The following is a 26217-nucleotide window of genomic DNA, read 5'->3' on the forward strand; positions in this document are numbered from 1 at the left end:
TCGTCAGATCTCCTCGGTAAACGTCTCCACCGTGATCGCGAACACGCCGATCCGGTGCCACTCACTGCGGCTGGAAACAAAGGTTTCCTCCGAGCCCATGGAGATCTGAAAATCGCGGCCGATTGAATCGCGGAACTGGCGGGCGGGCGAATCCCATATGCAACAGGAGCGCTTGAGACGGTTCAAACCCACGGTCCTGGCGAGATAGGCTTCGGTGGCAGCCGCGTACCGGCCGGACAGGCGGTATGTCGCCTGAAGCGGTTTGCCCTGCCGATCCGGCGCATAGCTGCACCCGACATATGACACATGAGCGGGCTTCTTCTGCATCTGCGCCAGGAAATCGCCGCAATCCCGCGCCGTCACCTTGGCTTCCGGGATGCGGGCGGACGCCGCCATAAGCGGCGTCGCGACGGCGCTACCCAAAGAGCATATGGCAAAAAGACAAGCGGCGAGCTTCATATCCAACCTCGACTGCGCCGCCCGGACGCCCTTATAGATGGCATGGGCCTTTATAGCGGATAATCGATTTCGGGACAGATAAGCCGGTCAGGGTGCGTACCGGCTGAACACGAAGTCGCGGTTCTTGACGATCGAATGACAGGCAAAACAGGCCTCGGGCATTGCCGTGGCGGAGGGCTTGCCATTGTCGAATTCGACATATCCCCAGCCGCCGGTCGACGCATATTTTTTGGCGTCCTTGATCATGAACTGCACGCCGTTCTTGGGCGATCCGGCGACGAAGGATTGGGGAGCGCCAAAGGCTTGCCTGCTTTCTTCCAGCGGGTGATAATCCCAGGCCAGGCGCGCAATGATCGTACCGTCAGGGTAGGTAGCGGCCCCTGCCCGAAAGGCTTTCATCGCGACATCGTTGCCGAGGATGGCTCTGATATCGTTGAGCTTGCCCTCTTCATGTGCCACGGCGATAACAGGCCAGTCGCGGTAACCGCCAGGCATTTCAGCCAGGGCCGGCATGCGCGCGGCATCGGCCTCTCCGGCTGCGGTGGCATTGTAACCGATCAGACCGGTCACCAGACCAACCGCCAACGACACCACGATAATCTGCTTCATCGAAATACTCTCCTGCCATCAAGCGACGAAGCGATCCTGGCAGATATTCCGGCAGGCGAAATCATACTTTGATCTAGGAGATCACGGATGAGCGAATGCGCTTATCGTGTTGGCGATGAAAAGCTGTTGGCAGCCGGCAGGCCATCAAATGGGAATGGCCAATGCCGCAGCGACGGATATCCGCCAAGGGCCCCTTGCCGGCTATGGACGCGCTCGCTGTCATTGCCCCCTCTTCGCCATGTGTCTTCGTATTGCCCTCAGCCGAGTTCCTGGGCAAGTCCGATGAGAAGCCCTTCAGGCCCACGGATGTAGCAGAGCCGATACGCGTCCTCATACCGGACGACTTCGCCGACGAGCTCGGCGCCGCGCGCGCGCAGCCTTTCAAGCGTGTCGTCGATGTCATCAACGGTGAACATGACGCGGAGGTAGCCGAGCGCGTTGACCGGGGCATTCCGGTGATCCGCGATGACACGGGGCGCGAGGAAGCGGGAGAGTTCGAGCCGGCTATTGCCATCAGGCGTGCGCATCATGGCAATCTCGACATGCTGATTGCCGAGCCCGGTGACACGCCCGGCCCATTCTCCTTCGATCGTCGCCCGCCCTTCGAGCGTGAGGCCGAGTTCGGCAAAGAAATCGATCGCCACGCCGAGATCTTCGACGACGATTCCTACATTGTCCATTCGCTTGAGCGCCATGTTTCCAATCTCCAGGATGTTGTTTCAATCAAGGAAATGACGGATGAAGCTCCCGAAAACCGACATTGCCCTGCGGTTTTTTTCAGACGGCGCTCAGCCGCCCAGAGCGACCGCGATTGCAACCAGAAACAATCCGAGGCAGGTCATCGTGATTCCTGCATAGAACGGCCGGCCACCTGAAAAACGTGCCCATGCATAGCCCGTCACAAACAGCAATACGATCAGAAACAGGTTGCTCGCTCTCAAGGCACGGTGGGCATCGTCGATCAGAAAGAAGGGGATGACGGCAGGAAGGGCGGTGGCCGAGACCAGCAGAAAGATGGCAATTGCCGCAGACAGATCGTCTTTCGTCAAGGGCACCTTCACCGGCTCGGCGCGACCTGTGAGCGCAAGCAGCGACCGGTAAAGCGCCTCCGCGTCGGCGGGTTTTGCGGAGAGAGACGTCCCTTCGACTGGAAATTCTTTCGCGAGTACTGCGAGTGCGGCGCCCTCGTCCCTGGCCGCCCTGACCTGCCGAAACAGGCGCAGACGTCTGCTCCTGAAAAATGTCGTACCGAGCGTGAACAATACGGCGTCGATAATTCCCCAGGCAACGTTGCATCCGATTGTCGCAACCACCAGGTCGCGCACGACAAGTCCTTCCTCGCGCAGGACAAGCCTTGAACCGATGGTCCAGGTCAGCGCCATGATCAGCCCGAAAAGCACCTCGCCGAGCGCATCGCCGGGATCGAGATTTTCGAAGATAGAAAAGATCCCCTTCGGTTTCATCGAACGGTTCCCGCACCATAGAGATCATCGTCTGCTGTTCCGGCAGCCCTCCGGTCGCATCGGATAGCGCTTCGGCACGGGCCAGGTCGCAACCGGAGAACTATGATCGAAGTGGCGGATCTCTTCATTGCTTTGAATCAAGACCCAGACAATGAGCGCTTGTCGCCGATCCGATTGGAAGGGGATAACAAAGAAAAGGCCGGGCCTGAAACAGATTCCAGACCCGGCCTTTCCCTGGCTTGGATGCTTATTGCTGGATATCGGGCTCGACGAGACGGGCGAGATTGCGCAGCGATTCCTGCCAGCCGAGATAGCAGGCCTCCGGCGGGATCAGATCGGGGATGCCGGCCTGCACCACATTGATTTCGGTCCCGACCGAGACCTTCGTCAGTGTCACCGTCACTTCCATTTCGCCGGGCAGATTGGCGTCGTCGAATCTGTCGGTGTAGCGAAGCTTCTGGCCGGAAACGAGTTCCACATACTCCCCTCCGAAGGAATTGCTGTGGCCGGTCGTGAAGTTGCGGAAAGACATCCTGTGTGTTCCGCCCACGATCGGTTCCAGATGGTGGACCGTGCAGGTAAAGCCGTTCGGCGGAAGCCACTTGGCCACGGCATCGGCTTCCAGGAAGGCGCGATAGACCTTGTCCGGGGTGGTCGCCAGGACGCGGTGAAGTTTGATTGTGCTCGGCATGATGATTCTCCCTTTGTATGAACTTTGGCAATGCCTCCAGGACGAACTGCGTCTCGCCGATCCGACACTGCGATTAATTTTTTTGCTCCCGCCCTATCGGCGATCATAGACCAACCTTTCGAAAATCACGACGATGACCAAGGTCGTGAACGACCGGGAGCGCCTTCCCGCCACTCCTCACCCTCCAACCTCCCGCTACGTCATTGCCCTGTCTCCAACCCGTCCTATCTCTTGCGCGGGACGGTCAGCGAGAGAGGATGCGACGACCAGCTGCTGATCGGCTCGAATGGCGGGCCGACGGCCTATAGCTTCGTCAGAGGCGATTATATCTCCATTCCCTTCGTCTTTGCCGGAGACTGGCTGAATGAAGTCCGCGTTCTCGGCCGCTCTTTCGAGGCGTTCATCGAGGCGATCGAGCACGGCGACGGCTGGTAATGGCCGGTTGCCTGCCGGTCCGGCTTGCGGCTAATCTTGCCTGATGGCGCGAAAGAGAAACCAAGACGTCATCTCCTGGTATCAGGCACCGCCGCCCGATATCTGCCCGCTCTGCGGCCGCATCGTGCCGACCGAGCAGCGGGACGAGCATCATCTCGTGCCCAAGAGCCGCGGCGGACGCGAAACGCAGATCCTGCACCGCATCTGCCACCGCCAGATCCATGCGCAGTTCAGCGAGGCGGAGCTGGAACAGTCCTATCCGACCGTCGAGGCCCTCCTCGCCCATCCCACCATCCAGACCTTCGTCGCCTGGGTGAGGAAGAAGCCGCCGGGCTTTTATGACGGCACGCGGCGCAGCAACCGTCGGCGGGAGTGAGGGAAATGGTATTGCCACTGATCATCGACCGCGCGGAAAGCCCTACTGTGTGATTTCCCGGGATTATGTGGCCGATGCCTGCCGCACGGCGGCTATCGGCCCATTACGGCCGTTGTTCCCCAGGACTAGCGCTGTGCCAGAAGAGGGCGCAATGCGTCGAGCAGTGCATTCGGGGAGACGGGCGGGCCGTCAGTCTCCCATGCGTTTTGAAACTCGGCGATTTCGATGCCTACAAATTCATGTTCTGCAATGACTTCGCAGCAGGACTGAAGATCATCGAGCGACAGGCCGCCTTCACATCTGTAGTCAGTTGGCACGATGCCCGGTTCCAACACGTCGCAATCAAGATGGACGTAGACGGGACGACCGGCGATTGCTTTCCTAAGCTCATTCGCCAGGTCGTCTTCGGGCTTGATGTGCGGAATGCGGTGTTGCGTGATTAAGTTCAGCTCATAAGGATCGAGGTCACGCTGGCCCACCAAAACGATCTGATCCAAACGCAAACCGGCTCCCAGACCTGAATCCCAGAGGCCGACGGGTCCTGCAAGTGCAAGGCCACCGAGATAGCCTGAAATACTGGCTTCCGGTGGGTTCAGATCGCCGTGGGAATCGAACCAAATTATGCAAGCGGAAGGATAATGCCTTGCCACTGCTGGAAGTGTTGCGAGCGAGACCGCACATCGACTCGTGGCGGCGATGGAAATACCGCCGCGGGCAAAGACATCGTCCAATCGCAATTGCATTTCCTTGAGCGTAGGCAGGGCTGCGTCCAGCTCTTCGCGCCAACCCATGTTCGACGCAGGCTCCGGTCTTCCGATGACATCAGGGGAAACGCCGCAGCGACGCGCCAGCTCTTCGCCTATCGCCCACGCGCCGGGTATTGCCAGATCATTGTGATCGCCTGCCCGCCCTTGAAACACAGTATATTCAGTCAGTTTTGCCAAAGCCAACACCTCCGAACATATCTCGTGGTCTTCTAGCTGGTTCTCTGGCGCAAAGCGAGGAGGCCTTCTTTTGGCGCAAAGCAGCCTTTGTGGGTTGGTGGAATTTGCTACCGGGTTTCGCGATTTCTTCGGCATCCGATCGAACGCAACCGGAGGCGCGCGATTTGCCGGCCCTGACGACCATGTCCACCGAATTCGTCATCGAGACGACCTTCCTGCCGCAGATCAAGTTCGGACTGACCACACATGCCGATGTCGTCCAGCGAGGCATCGACAGTTCAGCAAGCCCTATCGCTTCAAATGGATCCATTGCGGTCGTATTGGGTCACGCAGGGCAACTCAGGAAAATACGGTAAGACAGACGGCCGTCCAGATTAACGCCGTCCCCAATGCCATCGCTCGCCTGGCGACGGCGACTTTGTCTGCCTCGTCCTCGGCGACAGGTGTGGTCACAATCCAGGGCACGCAACCAAGTGCCGCAAACCCGATGATAGCGACAATCATCACAAGATAATCGATTGGATTCCAGCGCCCCTGATCATACACCCCCCAGTAACTCAGAAAGGCCATTCCTACTGCAAACATGGTGGCGGACGCAGAGCAAAGCCCTGTAACGGACCCGGTCGGTGCGCGCATCTTGCTTTTTTCAGGTGTTTGCGAGTTCATGAGGCAATATCCACGACGTTGGCTGTCTCTCTGGAAATATGTCAGGAATCGAGCGCGGCGTGAAGCGCTGGTGACCCCCTGGGACACCAGCGAAATTCCCCGCCTCGGGCGGTGCAACACCGCCCGAGGCCACGTCTGCTAAAGCAGCCGAACCGACATGCCGCCGTCGACGATCATCGGGCTGCCGGTCATGAAGCTTGATTGGTCCGACAGCAGGAAGAGCGCTGCCTGCGCGATCTCCTTGGCGGCGGCCATCCGCTTCATCGGATGCAGGCCGGAGATATAGTCGAGGAATTCGGGGTTATTCTCGCCGCCGGCGGGTGTGATTGTACCGCCCGGCAGCAGGCTGTTGATCCTGATACCATCGGCCGCGTAATCGGCGGCGACTGATTGCACGAGGCCGATCAGGCCCGCCTTCGACGCCGCATAAGCCCCCATCCCCGGCAAGCCGCCATTGCTGTAGCCAACGAAGGACGAGGTGAACACGATCGAACCGCTGCGCTGCGCTTTCATCACGGGTAGCTGCGCCTTGAGTGCCCAGAAGGCGCTCGTCAGGTTGGTGGAAATCACGGCGTCCCAGTTTGTCGCACTCATCTCCGAAAACGCGCCCATTTCGCCGACGATGCCGGCATTGTTGAAAGCGCCGTCGAGCCTGCCGAAGGCATCGAGCGTCCGGTCGACCAGCGCCTGCGCGTAGGTCTCGTCGCGCACATCACCGACCAGTGACACGGCCATGCCGCCCATTTCGATGATCTCGGAAACGAGCTCCGCGAGGTTCTGCGCCCGCCGTGCGCCGAGCACGAGCTTTGCGCCCCTCCCCGCAAACAGCCGGGCAGCGGCCGCTCCGATGCCGCTGCTTGCGCCCGAGATGATGATGACCTTGTCGTTGAGTTCCATGTCCAAACCTCCTGTTTTGATGGTCATGGAGGGGTAGGAAATAAGGGAACCGGCAGCCACCCGATTCCGGATCGGCACCCGCCGGCCGGCGGCACCCGACGAACGGCCCGGCGGCGAAACCTGTTAACCATCTGTCGTTCTCTAGGACCATGGTCCGGCGGATACCGGACCTCGGTCCGATGCACGCTCCGCAATTCGCACCTAACATCGTCACCATCCTGATGGTCGCCTTCCCGGGTCGGCGATCCCATGAGTTTCTGTGAAACCTGCCCTGCGAAGGAGAGACGGATGCGTATCGCAACTTTTGCGTCCATAGCTGCACTTTCGATGATCATGGCTTCCAGCCCGCTGACGACCACCGGCTTCGATATCGCCGCCATGGCAAAGGGCGGTGGAAACGGTGGCGGCAACGGCGGCGGTAATGGCGGAGGCAACGGCGGCGGTAGCGGCAGCAGCAATGGTGGCGGTAACGGCGGCGGACAAAGCGGCAGTCACGAAAATCGCGGCCACCAGAGCGGAAGTTCCCAGCCTGGCAGTTCCCAGACTGGCAAATCATCGCGCGACGGTTCGAAGTCAGGAAGCAGAGCGAAGGGCAAATCCGGCGAGGCGAAGGTGAAATCGCTGTCCGCGAAAAACGCCGCAGCCGATATCAGGCAAAGGAACCCGGCCTCGCAGCTTGCGGGCCTGAACTCCCTCAACCGCAGCTATAAGGCCTATATGCACACGTCCGATCCGCGGATGACCGCGATCGCCGCCTACGCCATGGCCTATGCCCGGTTTGAACTCGATAACGGTATCGAGCCCGCAATCGACGATCCGGTACTCGGCGACGCGGCATTGGAGGATGCGCTGGCCGCAGCAACGCGGAGCGGCGAGGTCAGCCCGGCAGCCTTCGATGAAGCCAAGACCATCCTCGGCGTCGGAGAGGCCGACGGCAAAATCGACCAGATCCGTGAATCCCTGTCCTACTCCGCCCCGACCTCGACAGGGAATTAACGGCCACTCGATCCGCCGGGCTGCATACCCGGCGGATCGATTGCACCTGTCGTGGGTTTCCCATGGGCAGGATAATCTCTTTCCCCTTGCAATTCCCGTTCGCCGCGCCGACGCGCGCCAGAGCGCCGTGCGTCCATTCGGGTGGTGCCACCGATATACGACTCGAATCTCTTTCGCCTTGCTTTGCGAAGGGCGGCTCCGGCGCAGATGCCGCTTCAGGAAATCTGCTTTGTAAGGAGCGGAACAGCTCTGTCCGCATCGACGACCAGCCAACCAAGCTTTTCGTAGAAGGCCACCGCATCCGGTGCGGCGTGAACTTCCAACCGCGTGATGCCTTTGTCGGCGGCGAGCCGTTCAAGCGCGTGCATCATGGCTCTGCCAATTCCCTGCCGCTGATACTGCGGAATGATTGCGACGAGGCGCACGGTTCCGGGGTCGGTACCCACGAGCCCGATATCCAGCCTGACAGTGCCAACGGGGACATCGTCGTAGATGAACAGCAGAGGAAGATGATTTTCCCGATGCTCGTCCGGGTGACCCTCATCATAGTCAGCCTGGCCACGCAGTTCGAAGAGAACGTGACGTCTGATCGCGTGATACACCTGCCACTGGTTTCTGTCCTGCACCTGCAGCAGCTGCATTTTCATCGCCCGCTTGCCTCCGCCATTTTGATCGCAACCTCATTTACGCATGGATTTGCCGTAGCGTACTTACCCCACCCTGTCCTGCAACAGACTCCTCTGGCCAACATCGGTCAGCGACCCATGAACCGATATTTTCTCGTCACGATCACCTGAGCCTTGCCCGTCCCGCAACACTACCGGCAACCTCTCCGAAGGAAACCTGGCCGCTGGCGCCCGCGATATTGTCCGCTTCAATTTCCGACGCGCGCCAGAGCGCCGTGCGTCTTGAAACTGTGCATTCAGGTTTTTCCGAAGATTTTCGGACCGATGCTGTTGACCCGCTTCCAGCGGCATCCCCAGTACCCTCTGGCAGGCATCAAGCCGAAACCGAAAAAACCCGCGAAAAACCTCTTGAGCCGGACCCAGCGTCATAGCTTAGAAGGGTTCCGAGACATCGCGGGAGGCTTGATGGACGCCAAGGGACGGGAAGAGAACTTGCTGACGGCGGCGCAATGCGCCGCGCGCATCGGCATGACGGTGCGTGCGCTGAGACTCTACGAGCAGACCGGCCTCATCCGGCCGCCGCGGACGGGAAAGAACTGGCGGCTCTATGGCGCCAGGGAAATTGCGCGGCTGAACGAGATCCTGGCGCTGAAGCGGCTGGGGCTCAGCCTGCAGGACATCGCCCGGCTGCTCGCCGGCCACGCGACCGATCTCGACCGCGTGCTCGCCATGCAGAACCTCGCCTTGCAGGACCATTTGACCCGCACGCAGCGCAGCCTCGCCATCGTCGACGCACTGCGGGCGAAGATGGCCGCAGGCGACATTCTGTCGATCGATGAACTGCTGAAGCTCGCAAAGGATACCAACATGACCGATACCTCAGCCGATGCCATCGCCTGGCGCCGCTATGAGCAGGCACGGCCGCGCACCGAACAGAAGATCGACCCGGCGCTCTACGCCGACTATGCCGGACACTACCATCTGGGTTCGTCGGCCTATGCGGTAAGCCTGCGCGACGGGCGGATCTTCACGCGGCTGACCGGCCAGCCGGAACTCGAGATCTTCGCCGAAGATATCGACCGCTTCTTCTACAGGGCGGTGCAGGCGCAGATCACCTTTACCCGCAATGAAAGCGGCACTGTCACCGGCCTCGTGCTGCACCAGAACGGCTATGAACAGGCAGCATCCCGTATCGATGAACGCGCCGCGACCGATCTGGAAGAGGCGATTGCCGCGCGCATCCGCGACAAGCAGCCGGTGGAAAACAGCAAGGCGCTGCTGGAGCAGGTCATCGAACAGCACCAGCGCGGCGAACCCGACTATGAGCGGATGAGCCCGCCGCTCGCCGCCCTCGCACGCGAACAAGCTGCAATGATCAAGGCCGATCTCGATCGCATGGGGTCGCTCAAGGACATATCCTTCAAGGGCGTCACCGCGGAAGGCTGGGATGTTTACGACGTGAGCTTCGACAACGGCCATCTGGAATGGAGTTTCGCGCTGGCTGCAGACGGAAAATTCGGCGGCATCTTCATTCGACCGATGATGTGACGGGTGCCGCTCTCGCCTGAAAACCCCTTCCCACAACGGCGAGGGACTAACCTCGGGCAACGCCTCAACTCCTCCCCCAAGCGTCGAAGATACGGAATGCGGGCGCGTCAAATCAAGTTCCTCCCCCTTGTGGGGAGGCGTTTGGGGCGGGGTCTTTATTTGCGAACGACAGTCGACATACGCTTCCGACTGCGGCCTCACGCCTGCTCCTCGATTTGCACCTGCTCTGCATCCGCCACCGCTCCGATGCAGGCACGACGGAGGCAGCCATTGATGAAGGCCCTGACCCGTCCCACCATTTCGTGCTGAGCAGGCCGGTGACGAGCGAGCCCGTGACATTGGCGCCCTGGCAAGGGCGAGAGACGGGATGACCTCGTCAAAAAACACCCATAAAAAAAGCGCCCAATCACCTCGTATGATTGAGCGCCTTCGACTGGACGGGTTCTCACCCGCCAAGCTGTTATTTGCCGCGTGGCGGCCTGCGAGCCTTGTCGCTCTTGCCGCTGGCGGAAGATGTCTTTGCGTCAAGCGCCTGACCGAAATTGGTGCCGCCCAAGTGTCCGCCGCCGCTGGTGTTTGCCACCTGGCGCATGGCACGTCTGAGAAGCATCGTAGCATCTGTTTTCGTCATTGTTTTTCTCCTGAACAAGCCGGCTTGAAAACAAAAAGGCCGGGACTGGCCCGACCTTTCCAGGGTTCGCATGTCCGCAGTGCCAGTACATCCGTGGTCAAAGCGGGGGTGCGAGCCGATTGTTATGCAGAAGCGAGGTTCTGCGCTGCGTTCTTGCCGCTCCGGGCGTCGCGCACCAGTTCGAACGTCACCGACTGGCCTTCGCGCAGGTCGGACATGCCGGACTGCTCGATAGCCGAAATGTGAACGAACACATCCGGCGAGCCGTCTGTCGGCGAGATGAAACCAAAGCCCTTGGCCGAGTTAAAGAACTTTACAATACCAGTATTCATAACGATTTCCTTTCAATCGCAAAAGAATTACCATCCCCGCGACGTGCAGGTGATAAATGGTCGAGCTTGAGAGGAAAGATTAGCCAATGCGCATCTTACGCAGAAACGAAGCTGACGAAGCAAATTCGATAGCCTGAACATAGGGAGTGTTTGTGTTCAGAACAAGGTATATTTTATTTTTATTAATTTTGTCGACTATTGTAGCAGCAGTAAAAAGGGCGCATCTTGGCCCTGTCAGCAGCATTTTCACGGGCGCTGTTGGTTAAGGGCGTTCACACCCTGGCCCCGACCGAAAGGAGGACTGAATGTCTTCCGCGATCCCGCCGCATCCAGTCTTGGCGTCCCCAGTCTTGGTGTCTTCACCGAGCGAAATCGTCCTTGATAGCGACGATATGAACCTGCTGACCCGCGTGCTCGATCGAGCCGGATATGACCAGGCAGTCGAACCGAAGCTGTTCGTGCACGCTGCAGCACAGATCCTTTCGCTGTTGAAAAGCGGCATCCGCCATGAAACGATCCTCATGGCAGCGCTTCAGAACGCCGGCGATTATTCCGGCGCGGCCGATCCCTATGTGAAGGGCCGCTTTGCCATTCAGGGCCTGCCGCAGGCAGGCATCGCGACGGCAGTATGATGCGCAAGAGAACAGATACGCCCGTGCGGGAACGGCATCTGCATCTCGTGCATTCGAGACCGGCCAATGCGGCCGATCTGGAATCCGAGGTGTCGGCATCCCTTCACCGCGCAGGCGGTATAGACGCGACCTATATTTTCGTATCCGCGCAGGATGGTGACGTCACCCTCGCAGGATGGGTGCCGCTCTACGCTGAGATCGACCGGGCGGCCGATGTGGCGCGGGGCGTCGACGGCGTGAGGCACGTTCTCAACGAGCTGTCCTGTTCGCTCTGACCTGACTTGGCCTTGCCTGGACTGCCCCGGCAGGGTCGCAACCGTAATTGCCTGATATCGGCGATGTCACGGGGTGAGTGTTCGTCGCCGGCTCGCACATCTTTTCTCTGGATAGCGCCTCTGGAGAAGGCCCTCCATAAGGTTGTGACATGCCGATAGAATTCGAATCCATGCCGCAGGAAGAACGCCTCGCCGTCATCGAGCTGCTGGTCGTCCATCTTGACACGGCCTCATCCGACGCGGCGGCTGCCGGCAATACTTCGCTGCATGCCGAAATCGGCGAGGTTTCGGGACGGCTGAAGACCTGCCGCCAACAGATCTCCGCCGCCGATCCGGCATCCGCCAGGTTCGCCGTCTCCGCAGCGCTGCGCCTGCTCTCCCGCCTGCAATCCAGATCTCCCGGCGCCACGGCATCTGCCCGTACGGGTTCCTGCTGACATTGGCACCGCCGGGCCGTCAGCGCGGAGCGCAACAGCGGTTGCTTTGAGCGAGGGCGCCCACCGAAATCTTCCGGACGACTTCGCTATGACCGCTTAGGGCCGAGTTTCGCCGCAACACCGATGAAACGCTTGGGCGAACATCCCACCTCCCGCGTGAATGCAGTGCTGAACGCACTCGAAGACTGGAAGCCGATAGCCAATCCGATCTCGCCGATCCCACGTGCTCCGCGGGCCAGTTGATCCTTGGCGAGCGCCATCCGCCAATGCATCAGATACTCGATCGGTCCAGTTCCCACGACCTGGCGAAACCGGGTGGCAAACGTAGACCTCGATACACCGCATAGCTTCGCCAGTCCGGCGACGGTCCAGCCGTAGGCAACGTCCCTATGTATCGCCGACAGCGCCTGCATCGTGATCGGATCGCTCAGTCCAGCAAGAAGGCCAGCCTGGTCTTCGTCCACATGCAGCGGTTTCGCCCGCAGTATTTCGACCAGAATGAGTTCAACCAGCCGCGTGACGATGAATTCGCTGGCGGGACCCGGTTGTCGCGCCTCGTTCTCGTTCATCGTCAGAAGTACTCGCACTCGATCCAGGGATTTGTCCTCCTCGGCTATGTGGACGAAGGTTGGAAGCAGGCCGGCAAGGAGGTCCTCATTGACTGTGTCGAACACAAACTTGCCCGCGTGCAGCGTCACAGGTCGGTCCACGCCTTCCCCCAGCGTCAGGCGCTTGCTCCCCGCAGTCGCCACCGCCGTTTCGCTGTCGATAGGATGGATGGATGGGTCCGATGTCATCGTGAACGGGGTGAAGGTCCGGATCAGGAAAAAGTCTCCCTGCCTGATGTGAACGGGCGCGTCGTCAGGGCGTATCAGTTGGAACTCGCCGCGCTCGACCCAGCAGAACAGAAGATCGTCCCGTTTGCGAAAGGAAAGGCTCCATCGTCCAAAGGCATCAAGACCGCCGCCCAATAAGGTGGCGCGAGGTCGTAACAGCCCTATCAGTTCAAGAAACGGGTCCATTTTGTACTATAGGTAAACTCTTCCGGGGTCTGAATTATCGACCGTGTAAAATTGGCACGTTACAAATGTGATCCATGCCGCGTCAACGCGGTGAACGAGAGATTGAATGACGAAGGAATCTATTATGACCACGCAAAGGCTCGAACAACATTGGCACGCATATCTGGCCGCATATGCTCCAATGGCTGACGAAGAACGCGAGCGGCTTCTCAAGCTGAGCGTTGCCGATGATCTGGTGTTTACGAACCCCGGCGGAGAAGGCAAGACCCGCGCTGGGCTGATAGCGCATATCGACGGTTTTCAGCAAAAGATGCCAGGAACGTATTTCAATACGGACAAGCTCTTCGTCCACCATGGCGAACTCATGGCGATCTGGTCGATGCATAGGAAGGACGGAACGAAGGTGGCTACCGGGTATAATTTCGTGCGCGCAGACAGTGACGGAAGGTTCGTCTATATGGCAGGCTTCTTTTGAAGATTGAGATGGGGTCGCCGGACTGACGCAACCTTTTTTGTTTCAGGTTGGCAAGCCTCATCGCCATTTGCGTCGGCGATCCAGGAAGGTCTGCAAAGGGCCCTGTAGCTGCCATTGGTGGCATCTGGGACATCACACCGAAATCTTCGTCATCAACAGGGTCTTTAGAGCAATTCCAGCAAAAGTGTGTAGCGGTTTTGCGTACGGAATTGCGTGAAAACAAAGAGATAGAGTATTTTCGTGATTCGAAGAAAAACGGATATGCTCTAGCGGGTTGTGCTCCCTTCCTCCCCCATCCCCTCCCCGAGCCGAACCCGAGGAGGGAACGAGGTAAGCGCCGGCCGCTGCCCCTCGCAAAACGACCGGCGCGGGTGATCAGGCGCGTGCGGTCTGGGGGCCGATCTCGGAGGCGATCTCGGTGACGAGATCAGCCGGGAAGCCGCCTTCGCGGGCGTGGCGGTAGACGGTTTCGGCGCTGTCGGCCTCGTGCACGCAATAGATCTTGTCGCCGGCGACATAGCTGGTGATCCAGTTATAGGGGCGGTCGAGGCCGGCAACGACCTTGTTGGACGTGGCGGAAATCTCCTTCAGCTGCTCGGGTGTGAGCTTGGCTGCACCGGGAACGTTCCGCTCGATGAGATATTTCGGCATGGCGACCTCCTGTTCGCGTGGTAGTGACGGGACGGACGCTATGCCGCGCGACAGAGCGCCGCATCGGGATATCTCCCCATTTTCTGCGCCTCCCTGCCCTATTTTGACACGCTGCTATTTCCAGCCGGCAGCGATGCTGGCAATAATCCGCCATGCGGCTAATCGAGCGCGCCCCCAATCTCGATCATTTGCAGTCGTTGTTGCGCGATGCCGCCGACGGCCATGGCAGGGTCGTCCTCCTGGAAGGGGAAGCCGGTGCCGGCAAGTCCTCTCTCGCCGCAGCCTTCGCCCGTGCCGTTCCCGAGGGCACGCGGGTTCTTTCCGGCGCCTGCGAGAATTTCGGCACGGCCGAGCCGCTCGGCCCCTGGCGGGATATTGCGCGGGAAGCGCGCTGGACTCTGACGCGGGTTTCAGGCGGCAACTGGATTTCCCTCTTCTCCGAAGTGCTCGACCTGCTGACGGCGGAGCGCCAGCCGACATTGCTCGTCATCGAGGATATTCACTGGGCCGATGACGCCACGCTGAACTTGATCCGCTATATCGGCCGGCGTATCCGCAACACTTGTCTGCTGTCAGTCCTGACGGCGAGAAACGACGACACGCCCGGCCAGACGCGGCTGCGGCGGCTGCTGGCCGACATCCCGCCGGCCCATTGGCTGCGCATCGCCGTGCCGCCGCTGTCGAAAGCCGCCGTACTGGAGCTTGCGGATCCGAAGGGGCTCGATGGCGAGGCGATCTTTTCCGCCACCGGCGGCAACGCCTATTTCGTCAGTGAACTCGTGGATTGCGCGGGCAGCGATTGCCTGCCGCCTCTCAGCCGCGACCACCTGCCGACAACGATCCGCGATGCCGTGCTGGCGCGTGCCGATATACTTGACGAGGCCCACAGAGAGGCGCTCTGGGCAGCCTCCACCTCGCCCGATGCCTTTGCCCCCGAACTGATCGAGGCGATCTGCGGCACCTCTGCGCGATCGGCACTGGAGGCCTGTACGGCCTGCGGGCTTCTGGTGCCGGCAGGCGGCCTCTTCATGTTCCGTCATGAGATTGCACGTCAGGCGATCGAGCAATCGCTGCCGCCGCTTCGCCGCCGCGCGCTGAATGAAAAGGCGCTCGCCTATTTCCGCCAGAGCGGCGATGCGTCCGTGGCGCGCATGGTCCACCATGCCAACGAGGCGCAGGACGCAGCCGCGATCTCTGAACTTGCGCCGAAGGCGGCAAGCGAGGCCGGAAGGCTCGGAGCCCACCGTCAGGCCGTGCGCCACTACGAACTGGCGCTCGCCCATGCAGGCGCCCTCAGCGATGCCGAGCGCGCCTGCCTCTATGAGGGTTATGCCTTCGAATGCCACCTGATCGGCCAGATGGAACGGGCTATCGCGGCGCAGACCAGCGCGCTGGCGCTCTATCGGACCCTGGGGGATATCAGGCATATCGGCGACAACCTGCGCTGGCTGTCTCGGCTGAGCTATCTCGCCGGAGATCGCAAGGGCGCCGATGCCTTCGGGCGCGAGGCCGTCGAAGCGCTGGAAGAGGCAGCAGCGCCTGCCGAGCTTGCCATGGCCTATTCCAACCTCTCGCAGCTCGGCATGCTGGCGGGCGACGCCGAGACGGCGACGCTTTACGGCGAGCGCGCCATCGCGCTCGTGACATCGGACGATATCGCCAGGCCCGAGGTGCTCTGCCACGCGTTGAACAATGTCGGCACCGCAATCTGCTGGCGCGAGCCCGATCGCGCCCGGCAGACGCTGGAAGAGGCACTGGCAATCGCCCTCGACCATGGCTTCCAGGAACATGCGGCGCGCGCCTTCACCAACCGCGCCTGGGTGGAAATCCAGCTCCATGCCACGACTGCGGCCGAAGATGTGCTGACGCGCGGTATTGCCTATTGCATCGAGCATGATCTCGATACCTGGCGCGACTATATGCGCGGTGAGCTTGCGGAATTGCTGACCTTCCTCGGCCGCTGGGAGGAAGCAGGAGCGGCGGCGCAGGCCGTCGTCGACAACCAGAATGCGCCGGCCCTTTCCCGCTATCCCTCGCTCGTGGCGCTGGCGACACTCAGAACGCGGCGCGGCGAAACAACGGACGAGCTGCTGCAGGAAATGACGAAATTCCTCGAAAACACCTTCGAATTCCAGCGCCTGTCGGCCTATGCCGCGCTGATGGCCGAGCGCGCCTGGCTCGGCCTCTGCGACCGGGACGAGGCACTCGCCGGTCTTCGACAGGCCGCCGCACTCTGCAGCGACGATGCGGCAGGTTCGATGATCGGCTTCTGGGCGCATATTCTGGGCGTTACCGGCCTTGCGCCTGACACTATGGAGGGCGACGCTGCCGTGATTGCCATGCTCAAGGGCAGATGGCAGGAAGCCGCCGATATCTGGACAGACCGCCGCGCGCCCTATCTCGCAGCACTTGCCCTGCTCGACGGCGACAATGATGCGCTCTACCGTGCCCTGACGTTACTGGAAGCACTCAACGCCACCGCCGTGGTTGCCCATGTGAAGGACATGATCCGCAAGCGCAACGGTCGGCTTGCGACCCGCGGCCCGAGGGCCAGCACCCAGGCCAACGCCGCCGGCCTCACGACAAGGGAAATGGACGTGTTGCGGCTGATCGACGAGGGCCGCTCGAATGCCGAAATCGGCGCGCGCCTGTTCGTCTCGGCCAAAACCATCGATCACCACATCTCCTCGATCCTCGCCAAACTGAACGCGAAATCCAGGGGCCAGGCGGCGGCCGAAGGGCGGAAGCTGGGGTTGCTGCAATAGGTCACGCGTTCCGGCCACCTGCCCGCACCGGCACTTCAGAGGAAGCTCCCACAATGTTCTCAAGAATAAATATACTTCATCTTGAAAATTGGCGGGCCATGCAAAGCTATTCTGATCGTGACGCATGCAGAACAGAACTCGTTAAGATGAATGTTATTTATGAAAATCAAACCGGTCTATAATTGAAAAGGCAGAACTGAATTTTGCAGCAACCACAACAGTCGATCCGTGATTAATTATTAAAGATTATCTTGACATGCACCTTCCGAGAGAGTTTATTTTCCGACTTGCCACCTAACCGGGAGGCTAGGCGTCGAGACGGGGGGCTTGTCGCATGAGCAATAGCAGCCGCGTGATCCTTTTGGCCGTACTTTCTTCGCTCGCCGGCCCGCTGGCGGTCAATGCAGGAAACCACACATATCGTGGCATCTGCGAGGCCTCGGCCGCAGCCTTGGTCGATGCGTCGCATGTAGCGGTCGCAAGCGACGATTTCTCTGCAATCATGATCTATCAGCAGGGAAAGCCGGAACCGGTCTCCAAGTTCGCGGTCGATGACGTGACGGACATTGAAGGCAGCGCCCGTATCGGCGACACCATATTCTGGCTCACATCCCATTCGCTGAACAGCAGCGGGGAAGACAAGAAAAAGCGCAAGGAATTATTTGCCACCAGCGTGTCGGCCGATGGGACATTGTCCAACTCGGGCGAGGTCTATCGCAATCTTCGTGCGGACATGGCCAAGGCGCTCGGCAGCAGCGAAGACAGTTTGAAAACCCGCGTCAACATCGAAGGTCTGGCAGCAACGCCCGACGGGCATCTTCTGATCGGCTTGCGGGGGCCGGTGCCCGATGACCGCGCCATCCTGCTCGAGCTCGCCAATCCACTGCAGCTGGTCAAGCTGGGACCTGGCGACACGGGATCTGCGCAAATTACCCGTGTCGTCACGATGGACCTTTCCGATGGAGCGGGAACGACCGGCCGTGGCGTGCGCGACATTGCGCGGGTCGGCAGCCGATATCTCGTCCTGGCAGGCTCCGAGCCCGATGGCGGCAAACCTGCGCCAAAACTTTTCTGGTGGGATGGAAATGCCGAAGGCAAGGTGACGCCCGGTCCCGACGCTGATTTCTCGGGAATGACGCCGGAGGCAATCGTGGTCTGGAGCGATCACGAGGGCGAAATCCTGAGCGATAGCGGCGGTGCGCTGGTGAATGGCGCGGAATGCGCCGACAAGGATCCGCCCAAGGACGCCTTCTTTCCCGCCGTCGAAGTGAAATTCTGAGCGCTTCGGCAACGCGAAATCGAGAGGCGAGGCGGCGGCCAGAACCTTTTCCCCTCATCAAGCCGGTTTACGAGGACACGTGGAGTCAAAAACACCGCCCCAACCTTCCCAAAAAGGGGAGAGACCAGGGGCGGCACCGCCTCGCCTATCCTGAAACGGTGAAGAGCGCAGGAGCGGCGCGGCAGGTTAGGCCCCTCCCCTGTATGGGGAGGGGTTTGGGGCGGATCCTTCAATCGCAGGGGCCCAATCCCGAAAAATCGAAAGGGCGCCCCTGCCGAAAACATCATCCCTCTCCTCGACGCCCGCCCGCGCCAGCCGCCACCTCGAACAGTTGCGGCACGGCCGGGTTCCTGGCAGCCCGCGAGGCGCAGAGCACGACATCGAATTCCGGCGCAGCGTCGAGCGCTCTCGACACCACCCCCTCCACAAGGTCACTGCAAAGCGATTGCGGGATCAGCGCCACACCGAGCCCCTCCTGCACCAGCCGGATGATCGTGTGCTGCAGGCGCGGCTCGAAGGCGTAATGCGGGATGACGCCGCCACCGGCGCAGTAGAGGGAAATTGCCGAACGCAGCGTCGGCGCCACGGTTGCCGGCGCGGCGATCAGCTTTTCGCCCGACAGCGACTGCGGGCCGATGCTATCGGCCTCGGCTAGCCGATGGCCTGACGGTGCAATCAGGCACAACCGGTCGCGGGCAAGCAGCAATGTTCTCAGATGCGGCGCGGCGCCACCGCCGAAGGTGACGGCGGCATCGAGTTTCCCTTCGGCCAGCATGTCCTCGATATCGGTGGGTATGCGCTCTTCGAGGATCAGCCGTACATCCGGTCGCGCCTCGGAGTAGAGCCGCACCAGCGCCGGGATGACGCTATGGGCGGCATGCATCATGAAGCCGAGTTTCAGCTCGCCCTTCATGCCGCTGGCGACCAGTTGCACATCCCGGCAGGCGGCATCGAAACCTTCGAGCACGACGCGGCAATCGGCAAGGAAATGCTGGCCGGCGGGTGTCAGCGCCACATTGCGCGAATTGCGCTCGAAGAGCGTCACACCGAGCGTCTTTTCGATCGCCGATATCTGCCGGCTGAAGGGCGGCTGGCTCATGTTCATGCGTGCGGCCGCATGGCCGAAATGCAGCGTTTCGGCCAGCGCCACGAAAATGCGCATGTGGCGAGTGTCCATTCGATACCCCAGAAGTATCAATCAGTGCTCAAGATGACATTGGATTATCTTGATCCGGGACGTTAGGCAATGATCACGCCAGGCATCGATCGCCCCAGCCAAGAATCGCGCCGAGTTACCTTAAATGCTGACAAATCTCTCGATTGTCCTGCCGATCTTTGCCCTCATCCTCGCCGGCTGGATCGCCCGCAAGACCGGGGCGCTCGGCGAACATGCCACGCGGGAAGTGAACCGACTGGTCGTCTACCTCGCCTTGCCCGCTCTGCTCTTCGACATCATGGCCAATGCCAGGCCCGCCGAGATCTGGCAGCCGGGCTTCATTATCGCGTTTACATCAGGCTGCGCCGTCATCTTCGGCGCCACACTCTGCTGGCGCGTCGCCAAGGGCCGGCATCTCGCCGATGCCGCGATCGACGGGCTGAACGCGAGTTATGCCAATACCGGCTTCATCGGATTTCCGCTCGTCCTGTCGCTCGTCGGCGACACCGGCATGGCGCCGACGCTGATCTCGACCATCCTCACCGTCTGCGTGCTCTTCGCCGTCGCCATCATCCTCATCGAAGGCGGCCTGCAATCCGAAACCCGGCGGCGCGATATCGCCATCAAGACCGCCCGGTCGCTGGCGAAAAACCCGCTACTCGTCGCCCCCGCCCTCGGCGCGCTGGTCATGCTCTCGGGTGTCTCGCTCCCCGCTCCCATGGATGCCTTCCTGAAGCTTCTGGGCGGGGCAGCCTCACCCTGCGCGCTGATCGCGCTCGGCCTGTTTCTGGCCGGCAACAGGGCCGGCGAAGCAAGCGCCCGGGCGACGACTGCGAGCATTCTCGTCGGCCTGAAGCTGGTCGCCCAGCCCGTCGTCACCTGGCTGATCGCCGCACCGCTGCTCAACCTGCCGCCGGCCGCCACCCATACCGCCGTGCTGCTCGCAGCGCTGCCGACCGGCACCGGCCCGTTCATGCTGGCGGAATTCTACGGCCGCGAAGCAAGCCTCACCGGCCGCGTCGTGCTCGCCTCGACGGTGCTTTCGGTGTTGACGATCTCGGCCTATCTGGCGCTTGCGGGGAAGGTCTAGACGCAGCCGCTCCCTGTCACTGCTCAGCCGAACAGGCCGATCAGCCGCGCCGAGCTGATCGCAAGGCCGGCGATCGCCACCAGAATGAAGAGGCTCGCGATGACGAGAAAGATGGGGTTCTTCACTGTTTCTCCTTCGAGGCCGGCGATGGCTGAGGGGTGAGGTAGCAGGTGCGGTTGAGCGCGGCAACCGCCCGCCCGTCAAAGGCCAGATATCGCAATTGCCCCACTCGCGGCAAAGATGCAGGATCAGCCGCCGGATTCATTCCATCTGACATTGAGGGAAGCAGGGCCAGCCATGTCATCCATCACCACAGGCAATAACGAGCAATATAGCGACAGCCGCAAGCTTGCCGCGCGCGGGCGCCTGAACCGCGAATATACGATCGCCGAAACCGGCTGGTTTCCCTGGGTGGCAAGACAGCTTCCCCTCAAGTCAGGCGATCAGGTGCTGGATATCGGCTGCGGCCCCGCCTGGTTCTGGGCTTCCGTGGCAACCGAACTGCCCGACGATCTGCATCTCACGCTTGCCGATCTCTCCCCCGGCATGCTGCAGGAAGGACTCGATCGCTGCCGCTCGCTCGCCTTCGCGGAAGTCACCGGAAAGCAGGCCGACGCCACCGCCCTGCCCTTCGACGACGGGACGTTCGACACCGTCGTCGCCATGCACATGCTCTACCACGTCGCCGATCAGGCGCAGGCGATTGCCGAAATGCACCGCGTGCTGAAACCGGGCGGTCACCTTGCAGTGACCACCAATGGTGCCAACAACATGCGGGGCATGTACGAGCTGACGACGGTGTTCGGCAGCCCGCCCTACGACCCCGCGGGTGCCGCCTTCGGCTATGAGACGGCGGGACGGCTGATGCAGGCGCAGTTCGGCAATGTGACGATGACCGAGCACCCGGCCCATATGCGGATAACGGAGCCGGAGGATGTGTTCCTGGCGCTGACATCCTATCCGCCGGGGGACAGGGCGAGCGAGGAAGAGCTTGCGGCTTTTCGGGCGGCGATCTCGGAGGCGTTTCGCACGGGCGGCGGTGTACTGGAGGTGGGTAAGGAGACGGGGTTGTTTGTGAGCCGCAATGCGGGGTGAGTGGCTTGTCTCTCCTTCATTGCCAGGTCAGCCACCCGACAAGTTTGGAGCACCATCGCAGCGGAAATCAGTTGCCGAGATTTTGCAGGAAAATCCATGTTGAAAATTCGCGCCTGCCATGCAACCTGCATGTGGGGTTAGGGGCGAATATAGATGTTGTCATTGCTTTTCAATTTTCACGGCATGTCAGTTGCAATGCTTTTCTCGACGACTGTTCTTCTTCCGACGTCAAGAATTGCCGTAGACAAATGGGCGGAAACACTCTTTCCCGACCCTGTCAATTGCGCCTTTGCCGAGGGCGGACTTTCCTACAATGCCGACGACAAGGAAATGCTCATCAACAACCTCGCCCTGCCCGACGCGACCAGGCAAAGCCTGAAGGCCATGGAAAGCGGGATATCGGCGACCTGCATCTCGAACGAAGGACCAGCGGTGGTGGTCAACACGGTCGGGGAATATTTCGGAAGCCGGTTCAACCAGTTCAGCCTGCCGATCTACGCCCTGAATGCCGGCGGCGGCTGCATGTCGGATTTCTATTACAGCTTCTCCTTTCCGGAAACGGCAAAGACGGTGCATGACAATATCCTGCAGCGTACCGGCAAGGATGTGACGGTCATTTCCGGACCTGGCCAGAACCGGTATTTCGAAGACAACGGCTGGATCACCGACTATGGCACCTACAGCAAGTACACCTGCAGTATGATTGGCGACTCCTGATAGGTGGGAGCCAGCCAATGCCGTTTGGGCGAAACGATTCTGGGAGGGACAAAGTTGTGGCACCGTCTCGCTCTCCCGATAGGTCAAGGATGTGGAAAACGGTCGCGGCACGTTAAGTTCCCCACGCCGGCGGCTTTGGGGCGGGCTCTTCTGTTCGCGTCGTCACGGTGAAGGTGTAGCGCCACTTCACCCCAACAACCATCCCCACGCTAGCCCTAGCCCAACTCAAGAGGTTGGTTCATGGCTACTGTCGTCTCTATCTGCAATCTCGCCCTTTCCAATATCGGCAAGGACAATATCAACGATCTCACCGAAAAGAGCGCCGAAGCGCGCGCCTGCAATCAGTTCTATGCGCAGACGCGCGATGTGCTGCTGCAGTCCTTTTCCTGGCAGGCCGCCGGCAAGACGCTGTCGCTGGGCGAACTGGAGAATGACAAGCCGGGGGTCTGGCGCCATTCCTATGCGCGGCCGGCCGATTGCCTGCAGATCCGCTGGATCCGGCCGCGTTATTCCACCGATGCCGCCGCGACGCCCGAAGCGCTGAACCCCGATCTCGACGAGGCCGGGCGCGAGCTGCAGTACCCTTACGCGCTCGAAGGCGACAGGCTCTATTGCGATCTCTCGCCGGTGCTCCTGCGCTATACCTGCCGCCTGACCGACCCGACGAAATATTCGCCGCTCTTCGTCGAAGCGCTCTCCTGGCATCTGGCCGTGCGGCTTGCCATGCCGCTGACGCGCGATCCGAAAATTCGCGCCGATGCGATGGCGATTGCCCAGAGCACGCCGGCCGCCGCCGAACAGGCCGAGGCCAATCAGGTGAGGCACACGAGCGAGAATTTCGTCAGCGAACTGATTGCGGTGCGCGCCCATGGCTGATTTTCGCGCTTACCAGCCCTCCTTCACCGCAGGCGAGCTTTCGCCGGCACTTGGCGCCCGCGTCGATCTCACCAAGTATCAAAGCGGCTTGCGCACGGCGCTGAATGTCTTCGTGCACCCGCATGGCGGCGTGTCGAACCGGGCCGGGCTGCAATTCATCCACGAGATCAAGGACAGCACGAAACAGGCCCGGCTGATCCGCTTCCAGTTCAATACCGAGCAGACCTATATCCTGGAATTCGGCCACCAATATATCCGCATCTTCCGCGATGGCGGGCTGGTGCTGACCGGCGCCGCTCCCTACGAGGTCGTGACCGCCTATACGGCAGCGGACGTGCAGGATCTGGTCTTCGTGCAGGAAGCCGATGTGCTCTATCTCTGCCACGTCAATCACCCCGTGCGAAAGCTCGGGCGGCTGGCCGACAATAACTGGACGCTGACGACGGTCCTGTTCAAGCCGCTGATCAATCCGCCGGCGGGCACGCCTTCGGTCACCAAGCCCGGTGATACATCAGGCAAGCCCGGCTATGTGGCAACCACATACCGCTACTGCATTTCTTCCGTCGCCGACAGCGGCGAGGAAAGCCTGCCCTCCAATGCCGGCGCCACCGTCAACGACCTCGCCATCCAGGGCGGCATCAACCGTGTCGCCTGGGCCGCCGTCACGGGCGCGGCGCGCTACATCGTCTATCGCGATGATAACGGCATCTTCGGCTATGTCGGCGGCACGACCGGCCTCACCTTCGATGACGAGAACATCACGCCCGACCTCTCAGACACGCCGCAAACCGGCCGCAACCCCTTCAATGCGGCGGGCAATTATCCGCGCTGTGTGACCTTCATCGAGCAGCGGCTCGCCTTCGCCTCGACCTCCAGCGATCCGCAGGCCGTCTGGCTCAGCCAATCCGCCAATTACGAAAATTTCAGCGTCTCCTCGCCCGCCAAGGCAAGCGATGCCGTGACCTTCCGCATCCGCGCCCGGCAGGTGAACGAGATCCGCTCGATGATCTCGGTGCGCGGCCTGCTGCTGCTGACATCGGGTTCCGAATGGATCGTCACCGGCGGCTCGACCGCGGATGCGATTTCGCCCTCCGCCATCAAGCTCGATAACCAGGGCTATCGTGGCGCCGCCAAGGTGCAGCCGATCGTCGTCGGCAATACTGTGCTCTTTGCCCAGCGCCTTGGCGGCGTGGTGCGCGATTTCTCCTATGACTATACGCAGGACAGCTATGTCGGGAAGGACCTGACCATCCTTGCCCGCCACCTTTTCAAGGGCCGCGAGATATCAGCCTGGGATTATGCGCAGGCGCCCGACTCCGTGGTCTGGGTCGTGCTCGACGACGGCGCACTGGTGTCGCTCACCTACATGAAGGAGCAGGATGTCTGGGCCTGGACCCGCCATGAAAGCGGCCCCGGCAATGACGCCTTCTTCGAGGATGTGACCGTCATCGAGGAGAATGGCGAGGATGTGCCCTATTTCATCGTGCGCCGCACGGTCAATGGCACCCGGAAACGCTATATCGAGCGGCTGCACAGCCGCGCCTTCGACGCTGTCGAGGATGCCTTCTTCGTCGATTGCGGACTGACTTATCAGGGTCCGCCCGCCGCGACCATCACCGGACTTGGTCATCTCGAGGGTCAAGCCGTCGTGGCGCTTGCCGACGGCAATGTGGTGCGCAATCTGACCGTCAGCGGTGGCAGCGTGCGGCTGCAGAACGCCGCTTCGAAAATCCATATCGGCCTGCCGGTGACGGCGGCCATCGAAACGCTCGATCTCGATGTCGGCCAGGTGCAGGGCCTCGGCACCGTGCAGGGCCGCACCAAATCCGTCTCCGAAGTGACCTTCCGGGTGGAAAACACCCGCGGCATCTTCACCGGGCCGCAGGATGGCGAACGCGACAGCAATGTGCTGGTGGAATACAAGCAGCGCCGCAACGAAAACTGGAACGAGGCGATCAGCCTCTATACCGGCGATCTCACCATCACCCCCTATTGGGACTGGAACACCAGCGGCGCCATGTGGGTGAAACAGTTCGACCCGCTGCCGATGACGATCCTCTCCATCATGCCGGATGTCACCCTTGGCCGCTGAGATCGCGATCATGCCGGCGAGGCCCGACCATATCAGAGAGATTGCTGCGCGAATGCGGGCCGCCGACCGCGACGAAGTCTTCGCCGCCTCGGGCCGCTCGCCGATCTCGGCGCTCTCCTTCTCCTACCGCCACTCGTCGCTCGCCTGGACCGCGTTTTTCGATGGCCGGCCCGAGGTGATGTGGGGTGTCGGCGATATCAACATCCTCACCGGCATCGGCGCGCCCTGGCTGCTCGGCACGGATGCGGTGGAGGAAAACTTCCGTGCCTTTCTTCGGATCTCACGTGATTGGCCTGCTCAACTGTTGAGCCGTTATGCCGTGATCAGAAACTTCGTGGATGCGCGCAACACGGTCTCCCTGCGCTGGCTCGAATGGCTGGGCTTCCGGCTTTTCGAGCCTGTGGAGATCAACGGGCATCCATTCCGGCTCTTCGAAATGGGCCAACTCTTTGAAATGGGAGAGACCGATGTGTGATCTTGGTCTTGCACTGACATTGGGCTCGACGCTTCTCGGCGCAGCCGGTCAGGTGCAGCAGGCAAAGGCGACCAGCGAGGCGAACAAATACAACGCCCAGGTCGCCGAAATGAATGCCCAGATTGCCGACAAGCAGGCAAAGGACGCGATCGAACGCGGCAAGCAGGAAGAGCAACAGAAGCGCCTGCAGACCTCGCAACTCGAAGGCCGCCAGCGCGCGGCGATGGCCGCAAACGGCGTCGACCTCACCTTCGGCTCACCGCTCGATACGATCGTCGACACGGCTAAAATGGGCGAGATCGATGCGTTGAACGTGCGCACCAATGCCTATCGCGAAGCCTATGGCTACAGGATGCAGGGCACCAACCAGCTGGCGAGCGCCAAGCTCGACCGCATGCGCGCCGATGCCGCCGTCAAGGGTGGCTACCTCGATGCCGTAGGAACGATCCTCGGCGGCTCGGGCAAGGTTTATACGCAGGGCCAGGCCCTCGGCTATTTCAAGTGAGG

31 protein-coding genes are annotated in these 26217 nt (G+C 61.0%); 17 read left to right on the forward strand and 14 right to left on the reverse strand.

The features are described 5' to 3' along the window. Positions 1-3: 3 nt before the first annotated feature. From AC1DNW_RS13620 to AC1DNW_RS13640, 5 genes are all read right to left on the reverse strand, one after another. Positions 4-459 carry a DUF4952 domain-containing protein gene (locus tag AC1DNW_RS13620; protein ID WP_113310912.1) on the reverse strand — a complete coding sequence of 152 codons (456 nt, stop codon included), beginning with the start codon at positions 457-459 and terminating at the stop codon, positions 4-6. 87 nt (positions 460-546) lie between these two features. Further along, positions 547-1068, reverse strand: coding sequence for a cytochrome P460 family protein (locus AC1DNW_RS13625; RefSeq protein WP_113310913.1), 522 nt, complete (start codon positions 1066-1068; stop codon positions 547-549). A gap of 257 nt (positions 1069-1325) precedes the next feature. Then, positions 1326-1763, reverse strand: a complete 438-nt coding sequence (locus AC1DNW_RS13630; protein ID WP_113310914.1) for a VOC family protein — start codon at positions 1761-1763, stop codon at positions 1326-1328. Between the two features lie 93 nt (positions 1764-1856). Continuing rightward, on the reverse strand, positions 1857-2531 hold the full coding sequence (locus AC1DNW_RS13635) for a VIT1/CCC1 transporter family protein (RefSeq protein WP_113310915.1): 675 nt from the start codon (positions 2529-2531) through the stop codon (positions 1857-1859). Between the two features lie 247 nt (positions 2532-2778). Next, positions 2779-3222, reverse strand: coding sequence for an SRPBCC family protein (locus tag AC1DNW_RS13640; protein ID WP_477853172.1), 444 nt, complete (start codon positions 3220-3222; stop codon positions 2779-2781). A 231-nt stretch (positions 3223-3453) separates the two neighbouring features. Here AC1DNW_RS13640 and AC1DNW_RS13645 point away from each other — a divergent pair, with 231 nt between their 5' ends. Continuing rightward, positions 3454-3657, forward strand: coding sequence for a hypothetical protein (locus AC1DNW_RS13645; RefSeq protein ID WP_477853174.1), 204 nt, complete (start codon positions 3454-3456; stop codon positions 3655-3657). A gap of 43 nt (positions 3658-3700) precedes the next feature. Further along, positions 3701-4033 (forward strand): HNH endonuclease signature motif containing protein, encoded by a 333-nt coding sequence (locus AC1DNW_RS13650; RefSeq protein ID WP_113310917.1) that lies wholly within the window; start codon positions 3701-3703, stop codon positions 4031-4033. Positions 4034-4158: 125 nt separating this feature from the next. Here the strand turns inward: AC1DNW_RS13650 and AC1DNW_RS13655 are convergent, their stop codons facing one another. The 3 genes from AC1DNW_RS13655 to AC1DNW_RS13665 form a co-directional block, all read right to left on the reverse strand. Continuing rightward, positions 4159-4977, reverse strand: coding sequence for an arginase family protein (locus AC1DNW_RS13655; protein WP_477853175.1), 819 nt, complete (start codon positions 4975-4977; stop codon positions 4159-4161). A 339-nt stretch (positions 4978-5316) separates the two neighbouring features. Then, on the reverse strand, positions 5317-5643 hold the full coding sequence (locus tag AC1DNW_RS13660) for a hypothetical protein (RefSeq protein ID WP_113310920.1): 327 nt from the start codon (positions 5641-5643) through the stop codon (positions 5317-5319). 138 nt (positions 5644-5781) lie between these two features. Beyond that, positions 5782-6540: an SDR family oxidoreductase gene (locus AC1DNW_RS13665; protein ID WP_113297022.1), complete on the reverse strand. Its 759-nt coding sequence runs from the start codon at positions 6538-6540 to the stop codon at positions 5782-5784. 288 nt (positions 6541-6828) lie between these two features. Between AC1DNW_RS13665 and AC1DNW_RS13670 the strand changes: the two genes are divergently transcribed. Then, positions 6829-7536: a hypothetical protein gene (locus AC1DNW_RS13670; protein WP_162748590.1), complete on the forward strand. Its 708-nt coding sequence runs from the start codon at positions 6829-6831 to the stop codon at positions 7534-7536. A 215-nt stretch (positions 7537-7751) separates the two neighbouring features. On the opposite strand, the gene AC1DNW_RS13675 is transcribed toward AC1DNW_RS13670, so the two are convergent. Further along, positions 7752-8183, reverse strand: a complete 432-nt coding sequence (locus AC1DNW_RS13675) for a GNAT family N-acetyltransferase (protein ID WP_113310923.1) — start codon at positions 8181-8183, stop codon at positions 7752-7754. A gap of 444 nt (positions 8184-8627) precedes the next feature. Between AC1DNW_RS13675 and AC1DNW_RS13680 the strand changes: the two genes are divergently transcribed. Then, entirely contained in the window at positions 8628-9710 is a 1083-nt protein-coding gene (locus tag AC1DNW_RS13680) for a MerR family transcriptional regulator (protein WP_113310925.1), read from the forward strand. Between the two features lie 460 nt (positions 9711-10170). Here the strand turns inward: AC1DNW_RS13680 and AC1DNW_RS13685 are convergent, their stop codons facing one another. Both AC1DNW_RS13685 and AC1DNW_RS13690 read right to left on the reverse strand, forming a co-directional pair. Continuing rightward, the gene (locus AC1DNW_RS13685) at positions 10171-10341 is read right to left on the reverse strand and encodes a hypothetical protein (RefSeq protein ID WP_477834813.1); all 171 of its coding nucleotides are present in this window, start codon (positions 10339-10341) and stop codon (positions 10171-10173) included. A 122-nt stretch (positions 10342-10463) separates the two neighbouring features. Further along, positions 10464-10673, reverse strand: coding sequence for a cold-shock protein (locus AC1DNW_RS13690; RefSeq protein WP_113297027.1), 210 nt, complete (start codon positions 10671-10673; stop codon positions 10464-10466). Positions 10674-10978: 305 nt separating this feature from the next. On the opposite strand from AC1DNW_RS13690, the gene AC1DNW_RS13695 reads away from it, so the two are divergent. The 3 genes from AC1DNW_RS13695 (at position 10979) to AC1DNW_RS13705 (ending at position 12017) form a co-directional block, all read left to right on the forward strand. Then, positions 10979-11305 carry a hypothetical protein gene (locus AC1DNW_RS13695; protein WP_113297028.1) on the forward strand — a complete coding sequence of 109 codons (327 nt, stop codon included), beginning with the start codon at positions 10979-10981 and terminating at the stop codon, positions 11303-11305. Beyond that, positions 11302-11580: a BON domain-containing protein gene (locus AC1DNW_RS13700; RefSeq protein ID WP_113310926.1), complete on the forward strand. Its 279-nt coding sequence runs from the start codon at positions 11302-11304 to the stop codon at positions 11578-11580. The genes AC1DNW_RS13695 and AC1DNW_RS13700 overlap by 4 nt, the downstream gene beginning before the upstream one ends. Before the next feature lie 149 nt (positions 11581-11729). Then, positions 11730-12017 carry a hypothetical protein gene (locus AC1DNW_RS13705; protein WP_113310927.1) on the forward strand — a complete coding sequence of 96 codons (288 nt, stop codon included), beginning with the start codon at positions 11730-11732 and terminating at the stop codon, positions 12015-12017. A gap of 86 nt (positions 12018-12103) precedes the next feature. Here the strand turns inward: AC1DNW_RS13705 and AC1DNW_RS13710 are convergent, their stop codons facing one another. Then, complete coding sequence (locus AC1DNW_RS13710; protein WP_113310928.1) at positions 12104-13039, reverse strand: AraC family transcriptional regulator; 936 nt, start codon at positions 13037-13039, stop codon at positions 12104-12106. A 106-nt stretch (positions 13040-13145) separates the two neighbouring features. On the opposite strand from AC1DNW_RS13710, the gene AC1DNW_RS13715 reads away from it, so the two are divergent. After that, positions 13146-13514, forward strand: a complete 369-nt coding sequence (locus tag AC1DNW_RS13715; RefSeq protein ID WP_113310929.1) for a nuclear transport factor 2 family protein — start codon at positions 13146-13148, stop codon at positions 13512-13514. Between the two features lie 375 nt (positions 13515-13889). Here AC1DNW_RS13715 and AC1DNW_RS13720 read toward each other — a convergent pair whose 3' ends face one another. Then, complete coding sequence (locus tag AC1DNW_RS13720) at positions 13890-14165, reverse strand: DUF4242 domain-containing protein (RefSeq protein WP_113310930.1); 276 nt, start codon at positions 14163-14165, stop codon at positions 13890-13892. Positions 14166-14317: 152 nt separating this feature from the next. Between AC1DNW_RS13720 and AC1DNW_RS13725 the strand changes: the two genes are divergently transcribed. Both AC1DNW_RS13725 and AC1DNW_RS13730 read left to right on the forward strand, forming a co-directional pair. Continuing rightward, the gene (locus tag AC1DNW_RS13725; RefSeq protein ID WP_113310931.1) at positions 14318-16930 is read left to right on the forward strand and encodes a helix-turn-helix transcriptional regulator; all 2613 of its coding nucleotides are present in this window, start codon (positions 14318-14320) and stop codon (positions 16928-16930) included. 334 nt (positions 16931-17264) lie between these two features. After that, positions 17265-18209, forward strand: a complete 945-nt coding sequence (locus AC1DNW_RS13730; protein ID WP_113310932.1) for a DUF3616 domain-containing protein — start codon at positions 17265-17267, stop codon at positions 18207-18209. Positions 18210-18492: 283 nt separating this feature from the next. On the opposite strand, the gene AC1DNW_RS13735 is transcribed toward AC1DNW_RS13730, so the two are convergent. Then, entirely contained in the window at positions 18493-19386 is an 894-nt protein-coding gene (locus tag AC1DNW_RS13735; protein WP_113310933.1) for a LysR family transcriptional regulator, read from the reverse strand. Between the two features lie 124 nt (positions 19387-19510). Between AC1DNW_RS13735 and AC1DNW_RS13740 the strand changes: the two genes are divergently transcribed. The 7 genes from AC1DNW_RS13740 (at position 19511) to AC1DNW_RS13770 (ending at position 26215) form a co-directional block, all read left to right on the forward strand. Further along, positions 19511-20455: an AEC family transporter gene (locus AC1DNW_RS13740; protein ID WP_113310934.1), complete on the forward strand. Its 945-nt coding sequence runs from the start codon at positions 19511-19513 to the stop codon at positions 20453-20455. A 297-nt stretch (positions 20456-20752) separates the two neighbouring features. Continuing rightward, the gene (locus AC1DNW_RS13745; protein ID WP_113310935.1) at positions 20753-21550 is read left to right on the forward strand and encodes a methyltransferase domain-containing protein; all 798 of its coding nucleotides are present in this window, start codon (positions 20753-20755) and stop codon (positions 21548-21550) included. Between the two features lie 153 nt (positions 21551-21703). Continuing rightward, positions 21704-22267, forward strand: coding sequence for a hypothetical protein (locus tag AC1DNW_RS13750; RefSeq protein WP_113310936.1), 564 nt, complete (start codon positions 21704-21706; stop codon positions 22265-22267). 240 nt (positions 22268-22507) lie between these two features. Further along, positions 22508-23143 (forward strand): phage connector family protein, encoded by a 636-nt coding sequence (locus AC1DNW_RS13755; RefSeq protein WP_477853181.1) that lies wholly within the window; start codon positions 22508-22510, stop codon positions 23141-23143. Beyond that, positions 23136-25235 carry a phage tail protein gene (locus AC1DNW_RS13760; protein ID WP_113310938.1) on the forward strand — a complete coding sequence of 700 codons (2100 nt, stop codon included), beginning with the start codon at positions 23136-23138 and terminating at the stop codon, positions 25233-25235. The genes AC1DNW_RS13755 and AC1DNW_RS13760 overlap by 8 nt, the downstream gene beginning before the upstream one ends. After that, positions 25216-25710: a hypothetical protein gene (locus tag AC1DNW_RS13765; protein WP_113310939.1), complete on the forward strand. Its 495-nt coding sequence runs from the start codon at positions 25216-25218 to the stop codon at positions 25708-25710. Before AC1DNW_RS13760 ends, AC1DNW_RS13765 begins: the two co-directional genes overlap by 20 nt. Beyond that, the gene (locus tag AC1DNW_RS13770) at positions 25703-26215 is read left to right on the forward strand and encodes a virion core protein, T7 gp14 family (RefSeq protein ID WP_113310940.1); all 513 of its coding nucleotides are present in this window, start codon (positions 25703-25705) and stop codon (positions 26213-26215) included. Before AC1DNW_RS13765 ends, AC1DNW_RS13770 begins: the two co-directional genes overlap by 8 nt. Positions 26216-26217: the final 2 nt, after the last annotated feature.

This window comes from Rhizobium sp. 05L429 (assembly GCF_056397645.1).

Coding starts and splice junctions, on each gene's coding strand:
- AC1DNW_RS13620 (WP_113310912.1), bottom strand. CDS start 459: ATGAAGCTCGCCGCTTGTCTTTTTGCCATATGCTCTTTGGGTAGCGCC.
- AC1DNW_RS13625 (WP_113310913.1), bottom strand. CDS start 1,068: ATGAAGCAGATTATCGTGGTGTCGTTGGCGGTTGGTCTGGTGACCGGT.
- AC1DNW_RS13630 (WP_113310914.1), bottom strand. CDS start 1,763: ATGGCGCTCAAGCGAATGGACAATGTAGGAATCGTCGTCGAAGATCTC.
- AC1DNW_RS13635 (WP_113310915.1), bottom strand. CDS start 2,531: ATGAAACCGAAGGGGATCTTTTCTATCTTCGAAAATCTCGATCCCGGC.
- AC1DNW_RS13640 (WP_477853172.1), bottom strand. CDS start 3,222: ATGCCGAGCACAATCAAACTTCACCGCGTCCTGGCGACCACCCCGGAC.
- AC1DNW_RS13650 (WP_113310917.1), top strand. CDS start 3,701: ATGGCGCGAAAGAGAAACCAAGACGTCATCTCCTGGTATCAGGCACCG.
- AC1DNW_RS13660 (WP_113310920.1), bottom strand. CDS start 5,643: ATGAACTCGCAAACACCTGAAAAAAGCAAGATGCGCGCACCGACCGGG.
- AC1DNW_RS13665 (WP_113297022.1), bottom strand. CDS start 6,540: ATGGAACTCAACGACAAGGTCATCATCATCTCGGGCGCAAGCAGCGGC.
- AC1DNW_RS13670 (WP_162748590.1), top strand. CDS start 6,829: ATGCGTATCGCAACTTTTGCGTCCATAGCTGCACTTTCGATGATCATG.
- AC1DNW_RS13675 (WP_113310923.1), bottom strand. CDS start 8,183: ATGAAAATGCAGCTGCTGCAGGTGCAGGACAGAAACCAGTGGCAGGTG.
- AC1DNW_RS13680 (WP_113310925.1), top strand. CDS start 8,628: ATGGACGCCAAGGGACGGGAAGAGAACTTGCTGACGGCGGCGCAATGC.
- AC1DNW_RS13685 (WP_477834813.1), bottom strand. CDS start 10,341: ATGACGAAAACAGATGCTACGATGCTTCTCAGACGTGCCATGCGCCAG.
- AC1DNW_RS13690 (WP_113297027.1), bottom strand. CDS start 10,673: ATGAATACTGGTATTGTAAAGTTCTTTAACTCGGCCAAGGGCTTTGGT.
- AC1DNW_RS13695 (WP_113297028.1), top strand. CDS start 10,979: ATGTCTTCCGCGATCCCGCCGCATCCAGTCTTGGCGTCCCCAGTCTTG.
- AC1DNW_RS13700 (WP_113310926.1), top strand. CDS start 11,302: ATGATGCGCAAGAGAACAGATACGCCCGTGCGGGAACGGCATCTGCAT.
- AC1DNW_RS13705 (WP_113310927.1), top strand. CDS start 11,730: ATGCCGATAGAATTCGAATCCATGCCGCAGGAAGAACGCCTCGCCGTC.
- AC1DNW_RS13710 (WP_113310928.1), bottom strand. CDS start 13,039: ATGGACCCGTTTCTTGAACTGATAGGGCTGTTACGACCTCGCGCCACC.
- AC1DNW_RS13715 (WP_113310929.1), top strand. CDS start 13,146: ATGACGAAGGAATCTATTATGACCACGCAAAGGCTCGAACAACATTGG.
- AC1DNW_RS13720 (WP_113310930.1), bottom strand. CDS start 14,165: ATGCCGAAATATCTCATCGAGCGGAACGTTCCCGGTGCAGCCAAGCTC.
- AC1DNW_RS13725 (WP_113310931.1), top strand. CDS start 14,318: ATGCGGCTAATCGAGCGCGCCCCCAATCTCGATCATTTGCAGTCGTTG.
- AC1DNW_RS13730 (WP_113310932.1), top strand. CDS start 17,265: ATGAGCAATAGCAGCCGCGTGATCCTTTTGGCCGTACTTTCTTCGCTC.
- AC1DNW_RS13735 (WP_113310933.1), bottom strand. CDS start 19,386: ATGGACACTCGCCACATGCGCATTTTCGTGGCGCTGGCCGAAACGCTG.
- AC1DNW_RS13740 (WP_113310934.1), top strand. CDS start 19,511: ATGCTGACAAATCTCTCGATTGTCCTGCCGATCTTTGCCCTCATCCTC.
- AC1DNW_RS13745 (WP_113310935.1), top strand. CDS start 20,753: ATGTCATCCATCACCACAGGCAATAACGAGCAATATAGCGACAGCCGC.
- AC1DNW_RS13750 (WP_113310936.1), top strand. CDS start 21,704: ATGTTGTCATTGCTTTTCAATTTTCACGGCATGTCAGTTGCAATGCTT.
- AC1DNW_RS13755 (WP_477853181.1), top strand. CDS start 22,508: ATGGCTACTGTCGTCTCTATCTGCAATCTCGCCCTTTCCAATATCGGC.
- AC1DNW_RS13760 (WP_113310938.1), top strand. CDS start 23,136: ATGGCTGATTTTCGCGCTTACCAGCCCTCCTTCACCGCAGGCGAGCTT.
- AC1DNW_RS13765 (WP_113310939.1), top strand. CDS start 25,216: ATGTCACCCTTGGCCGCTGAGATCGCGATCATGCCGGCGAGGCCCGAC.
- AC1DNW_RS13770 (WP_113310940.1), top strand. CDS start 25,703: ATGTGTGATCTTGGTCTTGCACTGACATTGGGCTCGACGCTTCTCGGC.